Source organism: Nocardia sp. NPDC051756, from assembly GCF_040681495.1.
GTDB lineage: Bacteria > Actinomycetota > Actinomycetes > Mycobacteriales > Mycobacteriaceae > Nocardia.
This window is the reverse complement of sequence record NZ_JBFAYV010000001.1, coordinates 643,203-664,074: the sequence shown is the minus strand read 5'-3', so window position 1 is coordinate 664,074 and position 20,872 is coordinate 643,203. Positions and strand designations below refer to the sequence as shown.

20 protein-coding genes and 1 riboswitch are annotated in these 20,872 nt (G+C 67.7%); of the genes, 5 read left to right on the top strand and 15 right to left on the bottom strand.

Annotated features, from left to right (window positions below; translation table 11 throughout):
* Nucleotides 1-182 precede the first annotated feature (182 nt).
* The gene (locus AB0M22_RS03170) at nt 183-1,271 is read right to left on the bottom strand and encodes a winged helix DNA-binding domain-containing protein (RefSeq protein WP_364720385.1); all 1,089 of its coding nucleotides are present in this window, start codon (nt 1,269-1,271) and stop codon (nt 183-185) included.
* A gap of 81 nt (nt 1,272-1,352) precedes the next feature.
* Between AB0M22_RS03170 and AB0M22_RS03165 the strand changes: the two genes are divergently transcribed.
* Nucleotides 1,353-1,649 (top strand): hypothetical protein, encoded by a 297-nt coding sequence (locus AB0M22_RS03165; protein ID WP_364720383.1) that lies wholly within the window; start codon nt 1,353-1,355, stop codon nt 1,647-1,649.
* Nucleotides 1,650-1,707: 58 nt separating this feature from the next.
* Here the strand turns inward: AB0M22_RS03165 and AB0M22_RS03160 are convergent, their stop codons facing one another.
* The 9 genes from AB0M22_RS03160 to AB0M22_RS03120 all read right to left on the bottom strand — a co-directional run bounded on the left by AB0M22_RS03160 (nt 1,708) and on the right by AB0M22_RS03120 (nt 8,848).
* The gene (locus tag AB0M22_RS03160; RefSeq protein ID WP_364720380.1) at nt 1,708-2,139 is read right to left on the bottom strand and encodes a carboxymuconolactone decarboxylase family protein; all 432 of its coding nucleotides are present in this window, start codon (nt 2,137-2,139) and stop codon (nt 1,708-1,710) included.
* Nucleotides 2,140-2,217: 78 nt separating this feature from the next.
* Entirely contained in the window at nt 2,218-3,756 is a 1,539-nt protein-coding gene (locus tag AB0M22_RS03155; RefSeq protein WP_364720378.1) for a substrate-binding domain-containing protein, read from the bottom strand.
* 94 nt (nt 3,757-3,850) lie between these two features.
* Complete coding sequence (locus AB0M22_RS03150) at nt 3,851-4,912, bottom strand: PHP domain-containing protein (protein ID WP_364720376.1); 1,062 nt, start codon at nt 4,910-4,912, stop codon at nt 3,851-3,853.
* Between the two features lie 5 nt (nt 4,913-4,917).
* Nucleotides 4,918-5,499 (bottom strand): dihydrofolate reductase family protein, encoded by a 582-nt coding sequence (locus tag AB0M22_RS03145; protein ID WP_364720373.1) that lies wholly within the window; start codon nt 5,497-5,499, stop codon nt 4,918-4,920.
* 64 nt (nt 5,500-5,563) lie between these two features.
* Nucleotides 5,564-6,424, bottom strand: a complete 861-nt coding sequence (gene mutM, locus AB0M22_RS03140; RefSeq protein ID WP_364720371.1) for a bifunctional DNA-formamidopyrimidine glycosylase/DNA-(apurinic or apyrimidinic site) lyase — start codon at nt 6,422-6,424, stop codon at nt 5,564-5,566.
* Between the two features lie 2 nt (nt 6,425-6,426).
* Nucleotides 6,427-7,140, bottom strand: coding sequence for a ribonuclease III (rnc, locus tag AB0M22_RS03135; protein WP_364720368.1), 714 nt, complete (start codon nt 7,138-7,140; stop codon nt 6,427-6,429).
* Nucleotides 7,141-7,162: 22 nt separating this feature from the next.
* Complete coding sequence (gene rpmF, locus AB0M22_RS03130) at nt 7,163-7,345, bottom strand: 50S ribosomal protein L32 (RefSeq protein WP_014987105.1); 183 nt, start codon at nt 7,343-7,345, stop codon at nt 7,163-7,165.
* Between the two features lie 2 nt (nt 7,346-7,347).
* Entirely contained in the window at nt 7,348-8,016 is a 669-nt protein-coding gene (locus AB0M22_RS03125; RefSeq protein WP_364720366.1) for a DUF177 domain-containing protein, read from the bottom strand.
* Between the two features lie 85 nt (nt 8,017-8,101).
* A complete protein-coding gene (locus tag AB0M22_RS03120; RefSeq protein ID WP_364720363.1) occupies nt 8,102-8,848 on the bottom strand; it encodes a DivIVA domain-containing protein in 747 nt (248 codons plus the stop codon).
* Nucleotides 8,849-9,240: 392 nt separating this feature from the next.
* Here AB0M22_RS03120 and AB0M22_RS03115 point away from each other — a divergent pair, with 392 nt between their 5' ends.
* Nucleotides 9,241-9,759 carry a GtrA family protein gene (locus AB0M22_RS03115; RefSeq protein ID WP_364720360.1) on the top strand — a complete coding sequence of 173 codons (519 nt, stop codon included), beginning with the start codon at nt 9,241-9,243 and terminating at the stop codon, nt 9,757-9,759.
* Nucleotides 9,760-9,829: 70 nt separating this feature from the next.
* Here the strand turns inward: AB0M22_RS03115 and coaD are convergent, their stop codons facing one another.
* From coaD to AB0M22_RS03095, 4 genes are all read right to left on the bottom strand, one after another.
* On the bottom strand, nt 9,830-10,315 hold the full coding sequence (gene coaD, locus AB0M22_RS03110) for a pantetheine-phosphate adenylyltransferase (RefSeq protein ID WP_150405507.1): 486 nt from the start codon (nt 10,313-10,315) through the stop codon (nt 9,830-9,832).
* A gap of 60 nt (nt 10,316-10,375) precedes the next feature.
* Nucleotides 10,376-10,927 carry a 16S rRNA (guanine(966)-N(2))-methyltransferase RsmD gene (gene rsmD, locus AB0M22_RS03105; RefSeq protein ID WP_364720357.1) on the bottom strand — a complete coding sequence of 184 codons (552 nt, stop codon included), beginning with the start codon at nt 10,925-10,927 and terminating at the stop codon, nt 10,376-10,378.
* Nucleotides 10,924-14,322 (bottom strand): pyruvate carboxylase, encoded by a 3,399-nt coding sequence (locus AB0M22_RS03100; protein ID WP_364720355.1) that lies wholly within the window; start codon nt 14,320-14,322, stop codon nt 10,924-10,926. Before AB0M22_RS03100 ends, rsmD begins: the two co-directional genes overlap by 4 nt.
* A gap of 115 nt (nt 14,323-14,437) precedes the next feature.
* Entirely contained in the window at nt 14,438-15,313 is an 876-nt protein-coding gene (locus AB0M22_RS03095; protein WP_364720352.1) for a glycosyltransferase family A protein, read from the bottom strand.
* 299 nt (nt 15,314-15,612) lie between these two features.
* Nucleotides 15,613-15,752: riboswitch (cobalamin riboswitch) on the top strand.
* 173 nt (nt 15,753-15,925) lie between these two features.
* Here AB0M22_RS03095 and metE point away from each other — a divergent pair.
* The gene (gene metE, locus AB0M22_RS03090) at nt 15,926-18,193 is read left to right on the top strand and encodes a 5-methyltetrahydropteroyltriglutamate--homocysteine S-methyltransferase (RefSeq protein WP_364720350.1); all 2,268 of its coding nucleotides are present in this window, start codon (nt 15,926-15,928) and stop codon (nt 18,191-18,193) included.
* 400 nt (nt 18,194-18,593) lie between these two features.
* Here the strand turns inward: metE and AB0M22_RS03085 are convergent, their stop codons facing one another.
* A complete protein-coding gene (locus AB0M22_RS03085) occupies nt 18,594-18,971 on the bottom strand; it encodes a limonene-1,2-epoxide hydrolase family protein (protein ID WP_364720348.1) in 378 nt (125 codons plus the stop codon).
* 135 nt (nt 18,972-19,106) lie between these two features.
* Here AB0M22_RS03085 and AB0M22_RS03080 point away from each other — a divergent pair, with 135 nt between their 5' ends.
* Entirely contained in the window at nt 19,107-19,280 is a 174-nt protein-coding gene (locus tag AB0M22_RS03080; protein ID WP_364720346.1) for a DUF1737 domain-containing protein, read from the top strand.
* 170 nt (nt 19,281-19,450) lie between these two features.
* The gene (locus AB0M22_RS03075) at nt 19,451-20,872 is read left to right on the top strand and encodes a short-chain fatty acyl-CoA regulator family protein (RefSeq protein ID WP_364720343.1); all 1,422 of its coding nucleotides are present in this window, start codon (nt 19,451-19,453) and stop codon (nt 20,870-20,872) included.

Below are 20,872 nucleotides of genomic sequence, written 5' to 3'. Positions count from 1 at the left end.
TCCGTAGGGCTTGGTTGGCCTGGTCGCTAGCCGCGCGATCAGGGGGGCCGCCAGTGATGTACCTCACCGGAGCCTTCTCAAACCATGCAGTCGGATACGTTGCTGATCGATTGCCGAGATCCCCAGGTGGGAGCGGCCTTTGCGAGTTTCAACCGAATATGTCTACCGGTCTGGATATCGACTCAGCCTTCGATGACGACCTTTCCGTCCTGACCGGGGACGACGAAGGTCAGCATGCGCTCGGCCTCGACGCGCAGCTCCTCCGCCTCGGTCGCCGACAACGGATGCCACGGGGTAACCCGAATCGTGCTGTCGTCCAAGGACCACCGGCCGTGCACGAAGCCGTCGACCAGGTACATCGGCACGCCCCCGGACGCCTCCCTGGCGATCCGCTGGTAATCCTCGTCGCTGATGATCCGGCGCCGATCCTTGTGGCCGAGCAGCGCATTGTCGAAGGCGGGCAGAAAACGCACCGGCACGGTCAGATTCGGGTCGGCGAGCGGGGCGTCCGGCAGGTCGAACAGCACCCGGTGCTGGTCGTCGGTGAAAACGCGCAGCCGGGTACGCATCTCGTCGACCACCTCGGCGAGCCGGGTGACCCCGGCCCAGGCCTGCATGTCGGCGACCGTGGCCGGGCCGAACGCGGCCAGGTAGCGCAGGATCAGGGTTTCCGCCTGCGGCTCCGTCGACATCGGCAGACCGATCCATTCGTCGGCCAGGGCAACGGTCACCGAGCGGTTGCGCCACTTGCCCCAGGCTCCGGTGACCGGGCTGTGCACCATCGGAACCAGCAGCTCCGCCGACTCGGCGAGCCTGCGCGGGTGCCGGTCCGGAAAACGCTCGCCGAGTAGCTGACCGAGGTCGCTGCGGGACAGGATGCGGCCGGACAGCAGTTCCCGGCCCGCGGCGGCGAGCTCGTCCAGATCGATGCCCTCGATCTCGTCGCGGTAGTAGGCCGCCTGCAAAGCGGCGTGCACGATCGGGCGCACCGTCGGGCGCAGCCAGCCGAAGTCGTCCGCGTCGGCGAGGTGCACGGTGCGCCGGATCATGGTCGAACGCACCAGTTTTCGCTCGCGCAGCAGCGCGGCCAGGTCGTCGTGCGCGAAGTCGGTCAGCCGGGACCATAACCCGACGTAGGGCCAGTTCGGTTCCTGTCCCTGTACCGCCACCAGATGGCGCACCAATTCCAACGGGGTCATCGCGACCCGCTGCGCCAACATCTGACGCACCAGCAGGGTTCGATTCAGCTCACGCAGCGATAGTTCCGTCATACCTGCCATCTTCGCCGATACCACCGACAGATCGGGGCCCTTCGGCGATCAACTTCGCATACGTATACGTACAATTAACCTATGTTCGATCCCATTACCCTGGCGGTCGGCGCCGGAATCCTCGGCGTCGGCTGGGCAGTCGGACGATACGGCCACCGCGGGGCCATCGGTGGCAAAACGACGCGCAGCGTCGCGAAATGCGGGTGCGGGCACGACCTCGCCATCCACGACGCGCAGGCCGGTGAGTGTCACGCCGAGGAGCGGCGGTCGATCGCGCCGGCCACGTGGGAGTGGGTGCGCTGCCCGTGTCGCCGCTACACCGGGCCGCTGCCGGTCGAGGACTACTTCACCCGGCCGATCCTGCCGCCGACGGACTGAGGCCGACCGGAGGCGACCGATGTCCCGGTCGCCTTCCGTCCGCGAATGTGCTTGCGCCTCAGTCGACGTCGGGCTGCATCCGCAGTGGCACGCCGATGCGGTTCCACAGGTTGATCATCGCGGTGACCGCCACCAGCCCGGCCGCGGCGCCCTCGTCGAAGTGCTGCTCGACGCCGGCCCACACCTCGTCGCTGACGCCGTGGTCGCCGAGCTTGGTCACCGCTTCGGCGTAGGCGAGGGCGGCGCGTTCGGCGTCGGTGTAGAGCGCGGACTCACGCCAGGCGTCGAGTTGAAAGATGCGCTTTTCGGTTTCCCCGGCCAGCCGGGCGTCGGTGGTGTGCAGGTCGATGCAGTAGACGCAGCCGTTGATCTGCGAGGCGCGAATCTTGACCAGCTCCCGGACCACCGGGTCGAGCGGGCCGCGGCGGATGGCGCCCTCGGCCGCGAACCACGCTTGGTACAGCTCCGGCGCAACCTTCGCCAGCTTCATCCGTGACACGTTGTCGTCCTTTCCTCGGTGTTCTCCTACATCACCTAGACGAGACAGCCACCGGAAGTGTGACGCGGTTCAGGAATCCGGGAGGCACCGGGCCGGGTCGGGCAGTTCGGCGCACGGCGCGTTGCCGTGCGCGCGCAGCACGTCCTTGCCGGTCTGGTCGACCAGGAAGCGCAGGAACGCGGCGGCCAGCGAGTCGCCGGGCAATTCGCCGTAGCTGTAGGCGTATTCGACGCCCCAGAACGGGTACGTGCGATCGATCGCCGCGTCGCGGCCCGCGGTGACGCCGTTGATCGTGACCGTCGGCAGGCCCGCGTCCACCGCCTCGGAGGACTCGGAATAGCCGATGGCGCCGGGGATTTCGGCGACCGCCTTCTGCATGTCCTTGGTCACCTGGACGTCGCAGTGCGTCGCGGCGGAGATCACCGTGTCCTTGATCGCGGTGCAGCTCACGTGCGGCCGATCGGGCTGGCCCGGGCCGAGTAGCCTGCGCTCGAACGTATTCCGGGTGCCCGAACCGGGAATCCGATTCACCAGCACGACCGGGAGATCGGGTCCGCCGACCTCGCGCCAGTTGCCGATCCGGCCCTGATACAGATCGCGGATCTGCGCGTCGGTGAGGTTCCGCACGCCGACGCCCTGGTTGACGATCATGCTGAACAGCGACAACGCCAGCGGGCGGGGCACCAACCCTGGATACCCGCGTCCCTTCGATCCGTCGCTGATGGCCAGCAGACTCGAATTGTCCTTGCCGGTTTCGGCCAGCCGGTCCAGCCCGCGTTCGGTGCCCTCGAAGCTGAACGCGAATTCCGCTCCGGTGCACCGCTTTCCATACTGATCCGCGGCCTGCTGCACGACCGGCGCGAACGCCGACGAGCCGATCACGGTGAGCTTGCCCGCGGCACACTCCAGTGGCGTCGGCGCGGGCTCGACCGCGGCGACGATGAGCTGAACCGCGATGACCAGCACCAGAAAGATGGTCAGCCCCACCATCATTCGGGGAATGCCGGTCCGGCTGTGGGTTTCGAGGATGCGCCCGCCCTTGATGCCGCCGGTGAGCACCGGAACCGGGTACTCCCCCGCGCCCTCGGAGCGTTGCAGGATGGCCAGGATCTTGTAGTGCTCACCACGATTCAGCGGCACCTTGGGCAGGTCGATGACGCCGATGTGCCCGGCCATGTCCTCGCGCACCGCGATGCCGGAGTCGCCGTCCAGGCTGTCGGCCAGGCCGGGATCGCTGAGTTCGGTCACCGCCATGCCGATCACCAGGCGCTGCGGGAACCGCAGGTGCAGGCCGATGCGGGCCGGGTCGGGCGCGCGGTAGTCGCTGGTGTCGATGGTGGTCGCGCCGCTGTTCTCGATGCGCACCAGGACAACCGAGAGATCCTTCAGGTCCGGGCTCGCGCCGTCGCGCGCGGGACGCAGCTGCGGCAGCACGCCGGGGAACACCGACTCGACCTCGCCGGTGACGGGCGTGTCCATCTGCACGCGATAGCCGAGGCGCTTGCGCCCGACGAACACGAACTCGTACAGGAACGCACCGATCGGCACCGCGATACCGATGAGCGCCAGCACGATTTCGACCGGAAAGTCGCCCAACGGTCCGTCCACCCCCACACATTCTGTCTGGCCACCATTTTCGGCCGGGAGCGGCGAAAGTCGCCGGAACGACAGGACTATTCGGCAACCGTTAACCCGGCGGCCATCACCGGCCGGGCGACTCGGTCCAGGCCAGCAGGTCGGCCAGCGGCCAGGTGTTGATAACCCGTTCGGCCGCAACGCCATTGGCGAGGGCGCGTTCGCAACCGTAACCCTGCCAGTCCAATTGGCCGGGGGCGTGCGCGTCGGTGTCGATGGAGAAGTGGCAGTCCATCTCGACCGCGAGTTGGATGAGCCGCGACGGCGGGTCGCGGCGCTCCGGCCTGCTGTTGATCTCGACGGCGGTGCCGTAGGTCCGGCACGCCTCGAAAACCAGCTCCGCGTCGAAGGTGGACTCCGGTCGGGTGCCGCGCCCGCCTTCGACCAGCCGGCCGGTGCAGTGGCCGAGCACGTCGACGTTGGGATCGGCCACCGCGTAGACCATCCGCTTGGTCATCGTCGCGCTGTCCGCGCGCAGGTGCGAGTGCACGCTCGCCACCACGATGTCGAGTTCGGCGAGCAGGTCGGCCTGCTGGTCCAGGGTGCCGTCGTCGAGGATGTCCACCTCGATGCCGGTGAGGATACGGAACGGCGCCAGGCGGTCGTTGAGTTCGGCGATCACGTCGAGTTGCTTGCGCAGCCGGGTGGCGGACAGCCCGTTGGCGACGGTCAGGCGCGGCGAATGATCGGTCAGCGCGCAGTATTCGTGGCCGAGCGCGGCCGCGACACCCATCATCTCGGCGATCGGGCTGCCGCCGTCGGACCAGTCCGAGTGGGTGTGCAGGTCGCCGCGCAGCCGAGCGCGCAGCGGTTTGCCCGGCACGCCGATCGGCTTGGCCGCCTTGCGCAGGTCGAGCAGCTGCTGCGGCACCGTCCCGGCGTAGGACTGTTCGATGACCGCGGCGGTCTTCGGCCCGATCCCGGCGATATCGCGCCAGCTGTGTGCGGTGCGGTGCGTTTCGCGCTCCTCGTCGGACAGCTCGGCGACGATATCGGCGGCGCGGCGGTACGCCTTGACCCGATACGTTTCGGCCCGCGAGCGTTCCAGCCAGAAGCCGATCTCGCGCAGCACCTCCACCGGACCCGGCGTGGCGGCCGGGTCCGCGGCGATCGAATCGTCGTCCGCCACAGCGGTTATCGAATCCTGCTGTACTTCATGAAGGCCACTCCGTCCTCGAACACCCGGCTGGTGATCACCCGGAACTTGGCCGCGTCGGGCAGCCGCGGTCCGGAGCCGAACAGCGACTTACCCCGGCCGAGCAGGACCGGGTACAGCTTGAGGAAGATCTGATCGATCTCCGGCAGCAATTCCTGCGCCAGTTCCCCGCCACCGCACAACCAGATCCCGAGACCGTTGTCGCGCTTGAGTTCCCGCACCTTCGCCAGCGGATCGGACGCGATCAGCTCGACGTCGGGATCGGGATTCTCCGGCAGCGTGGTGGACACCACGTACTGCTTCAGATGCGCGTACGGACTGGAGGTGCCGGTACGCACGCCGAAGTCGTGCGTCTTGCGACCCATCAGCACGGTGTCGAAGTAGCGATTGCGCTTGTCGATCCCCAGCGACTCGCGGACCTTGGTCGGCAGGGTCTCGGGATATTGCGCGGTGATCGCAGGCCCGTGGTCGCCGCCGACCGGGAAGAAATCGACCGATCCCTCTTCGGTGGCGATGTATCCGTCGATGGTCGACGCTACGTAATACGTGAGCTTGCGCATGTGTCCTTCCTCCACGGCCGGACCGACTTCCCGAACCGCCTACAAGAAAGGTAGCTCGCCCTCGCTAACGGACGCGAGGCTTCGGTTGGCACCGCGGGCAAGAATACGAGGAACGATTCATGAACTTTTCCCGCCGAATCGGCGCACCGCAGCGCCGGCACGGCTCGTCTTCGCGGCCGTAGACGGCGAGCGAACGTTCGAAGTAGCCGGACTGGCCGTTGACGTTCACGTACAGCGCGTCGAACGAGGTGCCGCCGGCCGCGAGTGCCTCGGCCATGACCGCGCCCGCGTCGGCGATCAGGGCGCGCAGGGCGGGGCGGGACAGCCCGGCGGCGATGCGCAGGCTGTGCAGCTTTGCCCGCCACAGGGATTCGTCGGCGTAGATGTTGCCGATGCCGGAGATGACGCTCTGATCGAGCAGCAGGCGTTTGATGTCGACCTGCTTGGCCCGCATCCTGGCCACCACGAATTCGGCGTCGAAGCGCGGATCCAGCGGGTCGCGGGCGATGTGCGCGACCGGCTCGGGCACCAGGGTGCCATCCACCTCGACCAGCGGCGCGAGCGCCCAGCCGCCGAACGTGCGCTGGTCGACGAAGCGGAGCTGGGTGCCGTCGTTGAGACTCGCGCGGATGTGCGCGTGCTTTTCCACGGGTGCGTCGGCGTCCTGCACCAGCATCTGCCCGCTCATACCGAGATGCACGACGAGCGCGGTGTCCGGCTCGTCGAAGGTGAGCCACAGGAATTTGCCGCGCCGCTCGGCGGACTCGACCTTCAGGCCGGTCAGCCGGGCGGCGAGATCGGCGGCGCCTTCCAGATGGTTGCGCACCGCGCGGGGATGACTGATCGCGACCGACTCGATGACGCGTCCGACCACGTGTTCGGCGACGCCGCGCCGGACGACCTCTACCTCGGGAAGCTCCGGCACGATCAGGATTCCGCGGTCAGCGCCTGGTAGGCGGTGCCGGCGGCCTTCTGCTCGGCTTCCTTCTTGGAGCGACCGACGCCCTGGCCGTAGGCCCGTCCGCCGACCACGGTGGTCGCGGTGAATTCCTTGTCGTGATCGGGGCCCGTCGAGGTGATCTCGTAGCTGGGCACGCCGAGGGCGCGTTCGGCGGTGAGCTCCTGCAGGCTGGTCTTCCAGTCGAGGCCGGCCCCCATGCGGGGACCGCGCTCGAGCAGGTCGGCGAACAGCCGCAGCACCACCTCGCGCGCGACGTCGATGCCGTGCTCCAGGTGCACCGCACCGAGCAGCGACTCCATGCCGTCGGCGAGGATGCTCGGCTTGTCCCGGCCGCCGGTGAGCTCTTCGCCCTTGCCGAGCAGCAGGTGCACGCCGAGGCCGCCCTCGCCGAGCTGACGCGCCACCTCGGCGAGCGCGTGCATGTTCACCACGCTCGCCCGCAGCTTCGCCAGTTCGCCCTCGGACTTGTCCGGGTGCTCGTGGTAAAGCCGCTCGGTGATGCTCAGACCGAGCACGGAGTCGCCCAGGAATTCCAGGCGCTCGTTGGTCGGCAGGCCGCCGTTCTCATATGCGTAGGACCGGTGCGTCAGCGCCAGGCGCAGCAGCTCCGGCTGCACCTCGACGCCGAGCGCCGCGAGCAAGCTCGCGTGTCCACCGGACGAGTCGGGTTCGTCGGTCACGTCGGTACGACAGATTGAACTGTTAGACAGCTGCTGTGACCTGACGGCCCTTGTAGGTGCCGCAGGAGGGGCACGCGATGTGCGGCAGGGTCTTCTCGCCGCAGGCGCGGTTCGGGCAGGTGATCAGGGTCGGCGCGGTGGCCTTCCACTGGCTGCGCCGCGACCTGGTGTTGGAACGGGACATCCGGCGCTTGGGAACGGCCACGACTACTTCTCCTCTGTCATATTGCTTGCCATTTCGGCTGACTGGTCTGCTGCTGTGGCCGCACCCTGGTCGGGGCTGCCGTTGCCGGGCGATGCAGTGGCGAATTTCGCCAGCCCGGCCCAGCGAGGGTCAAGTATCTCATGCGAGTGCTCGGATCCCGCAATCGCCATCCGGACGCCGCATTCGGCGCACAGTCCGGCGCAGTCGGGAGTGCACAGCGGCTGCAACGGAAGCTCGATGCCGACCGCGTCGATGATCACCGGTTCGAGGTCGATGGTGTCGTCGACCATGCGGTAGGAGTCGTCGTCATCGGTGGTCTGCTCGGTCGTGCTGTTCGGGTAGGCGAACAGCTCGGTGATGTACACACTCACCGTGTCGGTGAACGGCTCCAGGCAGCGCGAGCACTCGCCCTCGATCGGCGCGCTCGCCGTCCCGGTGACCAGCACGCCCTCGGACACCGCCTGCAATTGCAGGTCGAGGTCGAGTTCGACGCCCACCGGCACCGCGATGAGATCGAGCCCGATCCGCTCGACAGTGGTGATGGTGCGCTGGAACTCACGCATCGTTCCGGCCCGGCGGCCGAGACTGCGTACATCCAGCACGAAGGCCGCGTCGGGCTCTCGGCGCGCGACCGAGCCTTTACGCGGGGCAGAACTGGAACCGGCGGACATCACGAACTCACTTCACTATCGAGGGGAATGGGCAACCACACCACGATACGCGAGGGTTCGTTTCGGCCCAAATGCCGGCCGCAGCTCAGCGCCGGTAGTCCGCCGCGTAGTCGGGTGCGCCCGCGCCGGAGCGGAGCTGGTGGCGGCCGCGGCCGACGGTGCGCAGGGTGTTGCTCAGGGTCTCCTCGAAGTCGGCGAGCTTGGAGTCGACGTAGACGTCGCATTCCTCGCGCATCCGGTCGGACTCGGCGTGTGCGCCGTCGATCACGCGAGCGGATTCGGCGTGCGCGGCGCGCACCACCTCGGTCTGCGCCACCAGGCGATCGCGCTCGGCCTCGCCCTCGGCCACGGAACGATCGTAGGAAGCCTTGCCCGCCTCGATCATTCGCTCGGATTCCAGCCGGGCCCGGCCGGTGACCGCCTCGAACTCGGCGTTGCCGTCGGCGACGACCCGGTCGGCCTCGGCCTGCGCGGTGCTGACCAGATGATCGGCGTGCGCGCTCGCCTCGGCGACCATCCGGTCGGCGTGCGCCTTGGCATCGGCGAGGATCCGGTCGGCTTCTTCCCGCGCCGACCCGATGGTGTGGCCGGCCTGCTCGTTGGCGCTGGTCACCGTCACTTCGGCGGCGGAACGGGCGTCCGAGACGATCTTGTCCCGGATGTCGAGCACGTCCTGGGCATCGTCGAGCTCGCCCGGGAGTGCGTCGCGCACGTCGTCGAGCAGTTCGAGCACGTCGCCGCGCGGCACGATGCAACTGCGGGTCGGCGGGATGCCACGCGCCTCCTCGACGATGGCGACCAGCTCGTCGAGGGCTTCGAATACGCGATACATGCTGACTACCCCACTCTCCTACGACTCTATGGCGAACTGTCCGCCGAGCCCCAGTGTGCCCCTCATCACGGCCTGTGCCGAGTCACCCTCCGGTGTGTCGTCGCAGTGTCTCGTACGCCACACAAATCAAGTGGAGGATCTGTCTCCGCTTCGTGTTATCGTCAATAGGAAGATCGACAAGGTCTTCATCCCGAGCGCGGCCCCCACCGGGACCGCGGGATTGAGGAAGCCAGAGGGAAGGGCCCAGCCGGTCCGCCGAGTGTTGACAGGTTCCGAATGTTCAGTAGATGCTGAACACATCGTACAAGCGGAACCTATCAAGAGTCGGTGGGAAGGAAGCGATCACCGTCGCTGTTGTCCCCAGCAAAGGCTCATGTTCGATCGGAAAGACCATGACTGTTCTGGATCTACAGAGATCGGCGGGAGTTAGCACCACCAGCTACTTCATGCCGTGGGTAGGCCCGTACCCGGTGCTGACGGCACCACCGGTGTCCGCGCGGTTCGAGCAGTTGATGGCCTACCTGCGCGGCGACCGCGCCTTCGCCCAGCTGATCCGGTTCGCGCTGGTCGGCGGCTCCAGCAATATCGCCTACGTGCTGCTGTTCTTCGCGATGCACGGCATCGGCCCGCTGCTGGCCAACGTGGTCGGCTCGATCGTCAGCACGGTGATCGCCAACGAGCTGCACCGCCAGCTCACCTTCCACGCAAGCGGCCGAGTCGGCTGGTTCACCGCACAGTGGGAAGGCGGCGGCCTGGCCCTGGTCGGGCTCGCCATCACCACCGCCGGACTGGCGGCCCTGGACGTCTGGGCCCCGACCATCGGCGGCACCGCGGAGGCGACGGCCATCCTCGGCATCACCGCGGTCGTCGGCGGCATGCGCTTCCTGGCCCTGCGCGGTCTGGTTTTCTGAACCTCGTCGAGTGAGGGGAATCAGCCCCGGTCCCAATGCCGTTGGGACCGGGGCTGATTTACGTTCGAGGTCAGCTCTTGCGTTCGGCGAGCCGGGCGAGCAGGCGCTTGTGCACGGACGGGGGCAGCATGTCGGTGACGTCGCCGCCGAAGGTCGCCACCTCCTTGACCAAGGAGCTGGACAGGAAGCTGAGGGCGGGGTTGGTGGCGATGAAGAAGGTGTCGACCCCGGAGAGCTTCTTGTTCATCTGGGCCATCTGCATCTCGTAACCGAAGTCGGTCGCGTCGCGCAGGCCCTTCACGATGGCCGTGATGCCCTGTTCCCTGGCGAAGTCGACGGTCAGGCCGTACCACGATTCCACCCGGATGTTGGGCAGGTGCGCGGTCGCCTCGCGCAGCATCTCCATGCGCTCGTCGACGGTGAACATGCCCTGCTTGTTCTTGTTGATATTGACGGTGACAACGACCTCGTCGAACTGGGCCGCGGCCCGCGCGAAGACGTCGATGTGACCGTTGGTCACGGGGTCGAAGGACCCGGGGCACAATGCTCCTGCCATGGTCAGACGCTATCCTGCGGGACCGCGCGGGCGGCACCGAGGGTGCTCGAGACCACACGGTCAGCCGAAAGTCGCCATCTCGATCCGGGTTTCGCCGTACTTGCGCGGCTTCATCGCCGAATAACCCGCCGGCCATTCGATTTCCGGCGACCGGCGCGCCCGCTCGACCACGACCAGGGCGTCGGGCCGCAACCAGCCGTCGGCCAGCGCCCGCAGATCGCCGAGCACCGCGTCGATCTCGACGGCGTACGGCGGGTCGGACAGGACCAGGTCGAATTCGCCCGCACCGCCCAGCGCCAGCACGCTGGCCACGGTCGCCACGCGCAGTTCCGCGCCGGGCAGCCCGACATCGGCGATGTTGCCGCGCACGACCTCGGCCGCCTTGCGATCGGCCTCGACCAGCAGCGCGTGGGCGGCGCCGCGGGACAACGCCTCCAAACCGAGTGCGCCCGAGCCCGCGTACAGGTCGAGCACCCGGATGCCGTCGAAGTCGATCCGCGCGTCGAGCGCGCTGAACACGGCCTCGCGCACCCGGTCGGAGGTCGGGCGGGTGCCGGCGGGCGGCACCCGTAGCCGCCGCCCGCCTGCCGTTCCGGCGACGATCCGGGTCATTCGGACTCGCGCACGGCCAGCTCGATCAGCAGGTCGCCGCCTTCGACCTGCTGCACCTGACCGATCGCGACCCGGCCGACGGTGCCCGCCCGCGGCGCGGTGATGGCGGCCTCCATCTTCATCGCCTCGATCGTGCCGACGGTGTCGCCCGCCCCGATCGAATCGCCTTCGGAGACAGCCAAGGTCACGACGCCGGCGAACGGGGCGGCGATGTGGCCTGCGTTGCCCTTGTCCGCCTTCTCCGCGGCCGGAATTTCGCTGGCGATGGAGCGGTCGCGGACGGCGACCGGGCGGAGTTGGCCGTTGAGGATGCACATGACGGTGCGCATGCCGCGTTCGTCGGGCTCGGAGATGGCTTCGAGGCCGATGAGGAGGGTGACACCCTTCTCCAGTTGGACGCGGTGCTCTTCGCCGTGGCGCAGGCCGTAGAAGAACTGGTTCGCCGACAGGCCCATGGTGTCGCCGTACTTTTCGCGGTGGGCGTTGAATTCGGCGGTGGGAGCGGGGAACAGCAGACGGTTCAGCGTCGCGCGACGCTCGTCCGACGTACCCGCAAGACCGGCCTCATCGGCTGCGGTGAGCGGAGTTTCGGGCTTGGCCGCACCGCGTCCGGCCAGGGCGCGACTGCGGAACGGTTCAGGCCAGCCACCGGCGGGGGTGCCGAGTTCCCCACGCAGGAAACCGATCACCGAATCCGGGATGTCGTAGCGGCCGGGGTCGGCGGCGAAGTCTTCGATCTCGACACCGGTACCGACCAGGGCGAGGGCGAGGTCACCGACGACCTTCGAGGACGGGGTGACCTTGATCAAACGACCCAGAAGACGGTCCGCGGCAGCGTATTTGGCTTCGACTTCCTCGAACCGGTCACCCAGGCCGAGGGCGATGGCTTGCTGGCGCAGGTTCGACAGCTGCCCGCCGGGGATTTCGTGGGTGTAGACGCGTCCGGTCGGTGCGGGCAACCCGGACTCGAAGGGCTTGTACACCTTGCGCAGGGTTTCCCAATACGGTTCCAGATCGCACACGTTCTGCAAGTTCAATCCGGTGTCGTAGTCGCTGTGCGCTGCCGCGGCGACGATCGCGGAAAGCGCTGGCTGACTGGTTGTTCCGGCCATCGCCGCACTCGCACCATCGACCGCGTCCGCACCGGCCTGCCACGCGGCAAGGTAGGTCGCGAGCTGCCCGCCCGGGGTGTCGTGAGTGTGGACATGCACGGGCAGGTCGAAGTTGCTGCGCAGTGCGGTCACCAGTTTGGCGGCCGCGGGGGCACGCAGGAGTCCGGCCATGTCCTTGATGGCGAGGATGTGCGCACCGGCATCGACCATCTGCTCGGCGAGCTTGAGGTAATAGTCCAGGGTGTAAAGGGTTTCGTCCGGGTTGGCCAGGTCCCCGGTGTAGCTCATCGCGACTTCGGCGATGGCGGTACCGGTTTCGCGTACCGCATCGATCGCCGGCCGCATCTGATCAACGTTGTTGAGCGCGTCGAAGATTCGGAAGATATCGATCCCGGTAGCGGTCGCCTCGGACACGAACGCCCGCGTCACCTGCTCCGGATACGGCGTGTAGCCCACCGTGTTCCGGCCACGCAGCAGCATCTGCAAACAGATGTTCGGCACCGCTTCGCGCAACGCCGCCAACCGCTCCCACGGGTCCTCGTACAGGAACCGCAGCGCCACATCGTAAGTCGCGCCACCCCACGCCTCGATCGACAACAACTCCGGCGTCATCCGCGCGACGTGTCCGGCAACACCGAGCAGGCCATTGGTCCGCACCCGAGTCGCCAACAACGACTGATGCGCGTCACGGAACGTCGTGTCCGTGACCCCCACCGCCTTCTGCGCCCGCAACGCCTGCGCGAAACCCTCGGGCCCGAGCTGCAACAACCGCTGCCGCGAACCGTGCGGCGGAGCCACCGACAGATCGATCGCCGGCAGCTTGTCATGCGGATACACCGTCGTCGGCCGCTCCCCATGCGGCTTGTTCACCGTGACATCGGCCAGATACGTGAGGATCTTGGTCCCGCGGTCCGCCGAACCGCGCTGGTTGAGCAGCTCCGGCCGCTCGTCGATGAACGACGTGGTGACCCGCCCGGCCCGGAAGTCCGGATCGTCGAGCACCGCTAGCAGGAACGGAATGTTGGTGGTGACACCGCGAATTCGGAACTCCGCCAGCGCGCGCTGGGCCCGCGAGACCGCGGCGGGAAAGTCGCGCCCGCGGCAGGTGAGCTTCACCAGCATCGAATCGAAGTAGGCGCCGATCTCCGCGCCGAGGTTGGCCCCGCCGTCCAGGCGGATGCCCGCGCCGCCGGGCGTGCGGTAGGCGGTGATCCGGCCGGTGTCGGGGCGGAAGCCGTTGTTCGGGTCCTCGGTGGTGATCCGGCACTGCATCGCGGCGCCGCGGATGCTGACCGTGTCCTGGCTGAGGCCGAGCTGTTCGAGGGTCTCCCCCGCCGCGATGCGCAGCTGCGACTGCACCAGATCGACGTCGGTGATCTCCTCGGTCACCGTGTGCTCGACCTGGATGCGCGGGTTCATCTCGATGAAGACGTGGTTGCCGCGCTCGTCGAGCAGGAACTCGACGGTGCCCGCGCAGCTGTAACCGATCTCCTTGGCGAAGGCCACGGCGTCGGCGCAGATGCGTTCGCGCAGTTCGGGATCCAGGTTCGGCGCGGGCGCGAGCTCGATCACCTTCTGGTGCCTGCGCTGCACCGAGCAGTCGCGCTCGAACAGGTGCATCACGTTGCCGTGCTGATCGGCCAGGATCTGCACCTCGATGTGGCGCGGGTTCACCACGGCCTGCTCGAGGAAGACGGTCGGATCGCCGAACGCCGACTCGGCCTCGCGCGACGCGGCCTCGATGGACTCGCGCAGGTGCTCGGCGTCGGCGACCCGGCGCATGCCGCGCCCGCCACCGCCGGCCACCGCCTTGACGAAGATCGGATAGTCCAGCTCGTGCGACGCGGCGAGCAACTCGTCCACGTCGGCGGACGGCGCGCTGGAGCGCAGCACCGGCAGCCCGGCCGCCTTGGCCGCCGCGATCGCGCGCGCCTTGTTGCCCGCGAGCTCGAGCACCTCGGCGGACGGACCGATGAAGGTGATGCCCTCGCGGGCGCAGGCAGCCGCCAGATCCGGATTCTCGGACAGGAAGCCGTATCCCGGGTAGACGGCGTCGGCGCCCGCGGACTTGGCCGCGTCGATGATCGCGTCGATCGACAGGTACGCCCGGACCGGGTGCCCCTCCTCGCCGATCTGGTAGGACTCGGCGGCCTTCGTCCGATGGACCGAGTTGCGGTCCTCGTACGGGAAGACGGCGACCGTCCCCACGCCGAGTTCGTAGGCCGCGCGAAAGGCCCTGATGGCGATCTCGCCGCGGTTGGCTACCAAGACTTTCGTGAACATTGGCCTAAGGTACCCGGACCCACCGCCCTCACAGACACGGAAGGCCCCTTCGCAAGCATCTTCACAACGCGGTCTAGCAGCGTTGCGAAGATCCGTTCATCGGGCCGTCACATCCTCAGATCCAGTGCATCGTGCGATACCGGAGCCCGCCGCGGAACTGACCGACCGCGAGGCCGATCATCAATCCGCGTTCCTCCGGAACTAATCCGCGGGTAAAAGGAAGCCGAATCATCCGTAACATAACTTCCGGCAGATGAATCTCGGGTAAACCATTCTTCGGAAATTCGGCATGCAGCCGCGCCAGACCGATTCCTCTGCTACGGCCTTGCCGATAGCCGGGCCGGAAGCCCTGGCGATACCGATAGGCGACGAGCGCCTCGGCGAGATAGCCGAGCCGGTACCCCTCACGATGCGCGCGCCAGCCGAATTCCAGATCCTCGTTTGCAGCGTAGCTGACATCTTGTCCGCCGAGCTTACGATAGACCTCGGCACGGCACGCCATGCTCGTCCCGACGATCACAGGCGCATAAACGCCAGGTGGCTGGAATTGGTCAGGCGCCGGGATGTTGGCGACGTGCCGCGGGTGCTCCGCGTTGAGCGAATCGCCCTCGATCGCAGAACAAGTGAGGTCGTAGCCCTCGTCCAGGAATCCGACCATGCGGCTGATCCAATTCGGGTGCGCGCGGTCGTCGTGATCACAGAACAGCAACGTCTCACCGGTTGCCTGCCCGGCTCCGACATTTCGTGCAAACGCGGCACCCGAGGTACCTGACGCGTCAACATATCGGAGTCCCAGCCGATCCCTCGCCGCGTGGCTTTCAATATGAGCCTGCACATCGACAGGTGAGCCGTTGTCGGCTATTAAAACGTCGAATTCACCCCGATAATCTTGACGTGTCAAGGCGTCGAGTTGCACATCCAGGAGGTCACGGCCCTCGGCCGTCCCGATGTACGTTGGAATGACGATCGATACCGACCGTTCAGTTACCACAAGCACTCCTGCTATCGATCCCCACGCCGGAGCCCTCCCCCGAGGAAGACAACCTTAGACATAAATAGGAAATTCGGGCCACACCGAACTTCCGTGGGCTTCCTCACAGACTTGGACAGATGACCAAACAGCGGCGCCGAGCCGATCGGCCTTCGCCGACTTCTCCGCCCGGCCCCACCACGCACCCGTCGCGCCCCCTATGCTGGTGGGTGCAGCTGGTTCACCGCGCGCGTACGAGATGGAGCCCCGTCGTCGTGTCGCGGAGCCGAGTTCGGCCGCCCCGAAAGGGCGGTCGGGCGAGAGGGAACCCGGTGGGAATCCGGGACTGTCCCGCAGCGGTAAGCAGGAACGACCGCCGTCACACGCACTGGGTGCAAGGCCCGGGAAGCGACGGCCAGTAGGTCGGCCGAGAGGCCGGTGCCTGTGAGTCCGAAGACCTGCCAGCCGTGTCGGGTACGCCGTATCCGACGGCCACCGCCTCGTGGATCTGGGCGCGCGGTTCTACCAGTACGTGATGCGTCGGGGCTCTGTTGTCGGAATCTCCTGACCTGTCTCCGGTAGCCGCGTGGCCCGTATGGCGACGGCCCACGACACCAGCACTGGAGAGACAACGTGACTGTTGTAAATCAGACACCGTTCACCGCAACGGTTCTCGGGCTACCTAGGGTCGGACCGCGGCGTGAGCTCAAGCGGGCCACCGAGGCCTACTGGGCAGGCAAGATCGACGCCGAGCAGCTCCATACTGTCGCGCGCGACCTGCGCCACGCCCAGATCACCGAATTACTTGCCGCAGGCCTGGATTCGATCCCGGTCGGCACCTTCTCGTACTACGACCAGGTGCTCGACACCGCCCTGCTGCTCGGCGCGCTGCCGCCGCGGGTGGCCGGGATCGCCGATCCGCTGGACCGGTATTTCGCCGCCGCGCGCGGCAACGAGACGGTCGAACCGCTGGAGATGACCAAGTGGTTCGACACCAACTACCACTACCTGGTCCCGGAAATCGACCAGGACACCGTGTTCGCGCTGAACCCGGAGAAACTGCTCGACGAGGTGCGCGAGGCGCTGGCGCTCGGCGCGCCCGCTCGCCCGGTGGTGGTCGGCCCGATCACCTTCCTCGAGCTGGCCAAGGCCACCGGCGGCGCGCCGCTGGACCGGCTCGCCGAGCTGGTTCCGCTCTACCGCGACCTGCTCGGGCAGCTGGCCGAGGCCGGCGTCGGCTGGGTGCAGATCGATGAGCCGGTGCTGGTCACCGACCTCACCGACGACGAACTCGCCCTGGTGCGAAGCACTTACACGGAGCTGTCCGCGGCGTCCGAGCGGCCGGCGATCGTGGTGGCGACCTACTTCGGCCACACCGATGCCGCGCTGACCGCGTTGGCGGGCACCGACATCGAGGGCATCGCGCTCGACTTCACCTCCGGCACCACCGTTTCCGATGTGGCCGGGGTGCCAGCGCTGGCGAGCAAGCTGCTGGTGGCGGGCGTGGTCGACGGGCGCAACGTCTGGCGCGCCGACCTCGACGCCGTGCTGTCCACCCTGGGCACGCTGCTGGGTTCGGCTGCGTCGGTGGCGGTTTCGACCTCTTGCTCGCTGCTGCACGTGCCGTACACGCTGGCCGCGGAGACCAAGCTGGACGAGCGGCTGCGCTCGTGGCTGGCGTTCGGCACCGAGAAGGTGGCCGAGGTCCGGCTGCTGGCCACCGCGCTGGCCGCGGGCACCGAGGCGATCGGCGCCGAATTGGCCGACACCCGTGCGGCATTGGCGACCCGGCACAGCGACCCGCGACTGAACGACGCGCAGGTGCGGGACAAGCTGGCGGCGCTCGGCCCGGACGCGATCCGGCGCGCCCCCGCCGACGAGCGCCGGGTGTTGCAGCAGGAACGGCTCCAGCTGCCGACGCTGCCGACCACCACCATCGGCTCCTACCCGCAGACCTCGGCCATCCGGCTGGCCAGGGCCGCGTTCACCAAGGGCGAGATCGACGAGGCGGAGTACGTCCGCCGGATGCGCGCCGAGGTCGCCGATGTGATTGCGCTGCAAGAGAAGCTGGGCCTGGACGTGCTGGTGCACGGCGAGCCCGAGCGCAACGACATGGTGCAGTACTTCGCCGAACAGCTCGACGGCTTCGCCGCCACCGAGCTGGGCTGGGTGCAGTCCTACGGTTCGCGCTGCGTGCGGCCGCCGATCCTGTTCGGCGACGTCAAGCGGCCGACGCCGATGACCGTCGACTGGAGCAGCTACGCCCAGTCGCTGACCGACAAGCCGGTCAAGGGCATGCTCACCGGGCCGGTCACCATCCTGGCCTGGTCGTTCGTCCGCGACGATCAGCCGCTCGGCGACTCGGCGCGGCAGGTCGCGCTGGCCATCCGGGACGAGACGGTGGACCTGCAGGCCGCGGGCATCCGGATCATCCAGGTCGACGAGCCGGCGCTGCGCGAGCTGCTTCCGCTGCGCAAGGCCGATCAGCAGGCCTACCTCGACTGGTCGGTGCAGTCGTTCCGGGTCGCCACCTCCGGCGTCTCGGATGCCACCCAGGTGCACACCCACCTGTGCTACTCGGAGTTCGGCGAGGTGATCGACGCGATCGCCGGGCTGGACGCCGACGTGACCTCGATCGAGGCGGCCCGTTCGCGGATGGAGGTGCTCGACGACCTCAACGCGGCGGGCTTCGACCTCGGCGTCGGGCCGGGTGTCTACGACATCCACTCGCCGCGGGTGCCCAGCGTGGAGGAGATCACCACCTCGCTGCGCGCGGCGCTGAAAGCCGTTCCCGCCGAACGGCTGTGGGTCAACCCGGACTGCGGTCTGAAGACCCGCGGGCAAGCCGAGGTGGAGGCGTCACTGCGCAACATGGTCGCCGCCGCGACCGCCGTGCGCTGATCGTCTCGGCCGTTCGCTGACGCTCGGCACCTCCTCCTCGCCCTGGCGGAGGTGCCGAGCCGCGGATCGTGTGCACTCGGCGGGCACCTCCCGCCGGGTCACGAAACCCGCACTACCCCAAGCGCCCTCGCCGTCAGCCCGGCTCGGGTTCGGATCGGGGCACCTGCTGCCGCCGTGACGTGTACCGCTCGCACGGCTCCGCGCCCCGCTTGACCGGCTGCTGCCGCGACCTGACACTCATCCCTCGTCGCCACGCCGTGTGACACCCCGGGCACCGATCCATGCCAACCCCTCCTCGCACCTGGTGAAACCACTCCATGAATCGCCCCTATCCACCTTCGACGCGTGCCGCCGCGATTCGGTTCCGACCAGTTGCCACGGATTTCCCGGGGGTGGCCGGTCACTCCGCCAGGTTGAAGGCGCGGTTGATGGCCGCCATGTCGAAGTAGTCGCGCCAGGCGACGATGGCGCCGTCGGCCACCTCGAAGACGCCGGTGACCGGGAGCGGAATGGCCTTGCCCGCGGTGCGCAACGTGTCGGTGCGTTCGTTCATCACCACGTTGCCGGAGGCGATCTGGTGATGGATATCGAAGTCGACGCCCTCGAAGGTAGTCAGGAAGCCGGTGAGGAAGTCGCGGATGGCGGTGCGGCCGACCACCGGTTCCATCGGAATGTTGTGATACACAGCGTCTTCGGCGAAGAAGGCGGCGATGCGGTCGGGATCCGGATCGGACCAACTGCGGCACATATCGCGGACGAGTTCGTCAGGAGTCGGCATGGGCGGGCTCACTTTCTGCTGCCGGGCGGGCGAACCGCGTTGTGCGCAACGCCCTCCCGATTCAACCAAGCAATTGCTCGGTTCGGAACCCTTTGGGCTTCAGGAACTGTCGCACCCGCGTTCTAGGCTGGCGGCATGAACGACCACCCTCTGCGTTATCGCTTGATCACCGGCGTCGACGATGCTTCGTTCTGCGAGCGGATCAGCGGACTGCTCGAGCAGGGCTATCGACTGCACGGCTCCCCTTCGGTTACCTTCAACGGCACCAACGTGATCGCGGCACAGGCAGTGATCCTGGACGACGAGTAGCGGCTGCGCAGGATGCGTTTCTTCGACACGCCCGCCCGAACTGGACGGTAACCCTCTTCGCACGCTACGCAGCTGGGAGATCCCGCAAAATACCTTGCTGCAGCATATTTCCAGGCAAAATAAGTACGCATATTGCGATGATTGCGAAGGGCCGGAGCTACGATCTTTCCGTGCGGAAGATGTATGCGGGCGCGCGCCTTCGGCGGTTGCGCGAGGAACGCAGACTCACCCAGGCGGCGCTGGCCAAGTCGCTTGATCTGTCACCCAGCTATCTCAACCAGCTGGAACGCGATCAGCGGCCGCTCACCATCCCGGTGCTGCTGAAACTGAACTCCACCTTCGACCTCGACGTCCAGTTCTTCGCCGCGGACTCCGACGCCCGCCTCGTGTCCGACCTGCACGAGGTGCTGATCGACGCCGCGGGCGGGCACACCGCGCCACTGACCGAGGTGGAGGAACTGGCGACCAGGCAACCCGACGTGGCCCGGATCGTCGTCGCGATGCATCGCCGGCTGCGCGCCGCCACCGACCAGCTCGACCTGCTCTCCGCCCGGGTGTCCGCACCGACCGGCGCGCCCGGCCTGCCCATGCCGTACGAGGACGTGCGCGACTTCTTCTACGACCATCACAATCACATCCCGCAGCTGGATATCGCCGCCGAGCAGCTGTTCGAGCAGTCCGGGCTGACCATCGGCTCGCTGGACCGCCAGCTCGCCCGGGTCGCCGAGGAACGCGCCGGGGTCACCGTGCTGGTCCGCGGCGACGGCGCCGATCCGTCCATCCCGAAACGCCAATACGATCCGGACAGCCGCACCCTGACCCTGGCCCGGCGACTTCGCCCGGGGCAGCGCGCCTTTCAGATCGCCACCACCCTGGCGTTCCTGCTGTACGGGACCGAGCTGGACGGGGTGCTCGCCGAAAGCCCCTCGCTCACCGGCGAATCCCGCACGCTGGCCCGGGTCGGGCTGGCCAACTACTTCGCCGGCGCGCTGGTCCTGCCGTACGGGCGGTTCCTGCGCTCGGCCGAGGAACTGCACTACGACATCGACCTGCTCGCGCTGCGCTTCGAGGTCGGCTTCGAAACCATCTGCCACCGGCTGAGCACCCTGCAACGGCAGGGGCAGCGCGGGGTGCCGTTCTTCTTCGTCCGCACCGATCGCGCGGGCAACATCTCGAAGCGGCAGTCCGCCACCGCCTTTCACTTCTCCCGGGTCGGCGGCAGCTGTCCGCTGTGGGTGGTGCACGAGGCGTTCGCGCATCCCGGCCGGATCCTGCCGCAGATCGCGGAGATGCCGGACGGGCGGCGCTACCTGTGGATCGCGCGCACCGCGATGACCGCGCCGCACGGGTTCGGCACCGCGACAAAGAACTTCGCGATCGGGCTGGGCTGCGACATCGAATACGCGGACCGGCTGGTGTATTCGTCCGGACTTCAGCTCGACGATCCGACGACGGCGGTGCAGATCGGCGCGGGGTGCAAGGTGTGTGAGCGGGCGGCCTGTCCGCAGCGCGCGTTTCCACACATCGGCAGTCCGCTCGCGGTCACCGAGAACACCAGCACCGATCTGCCTTATCCGCGGGTCGGGCACTGA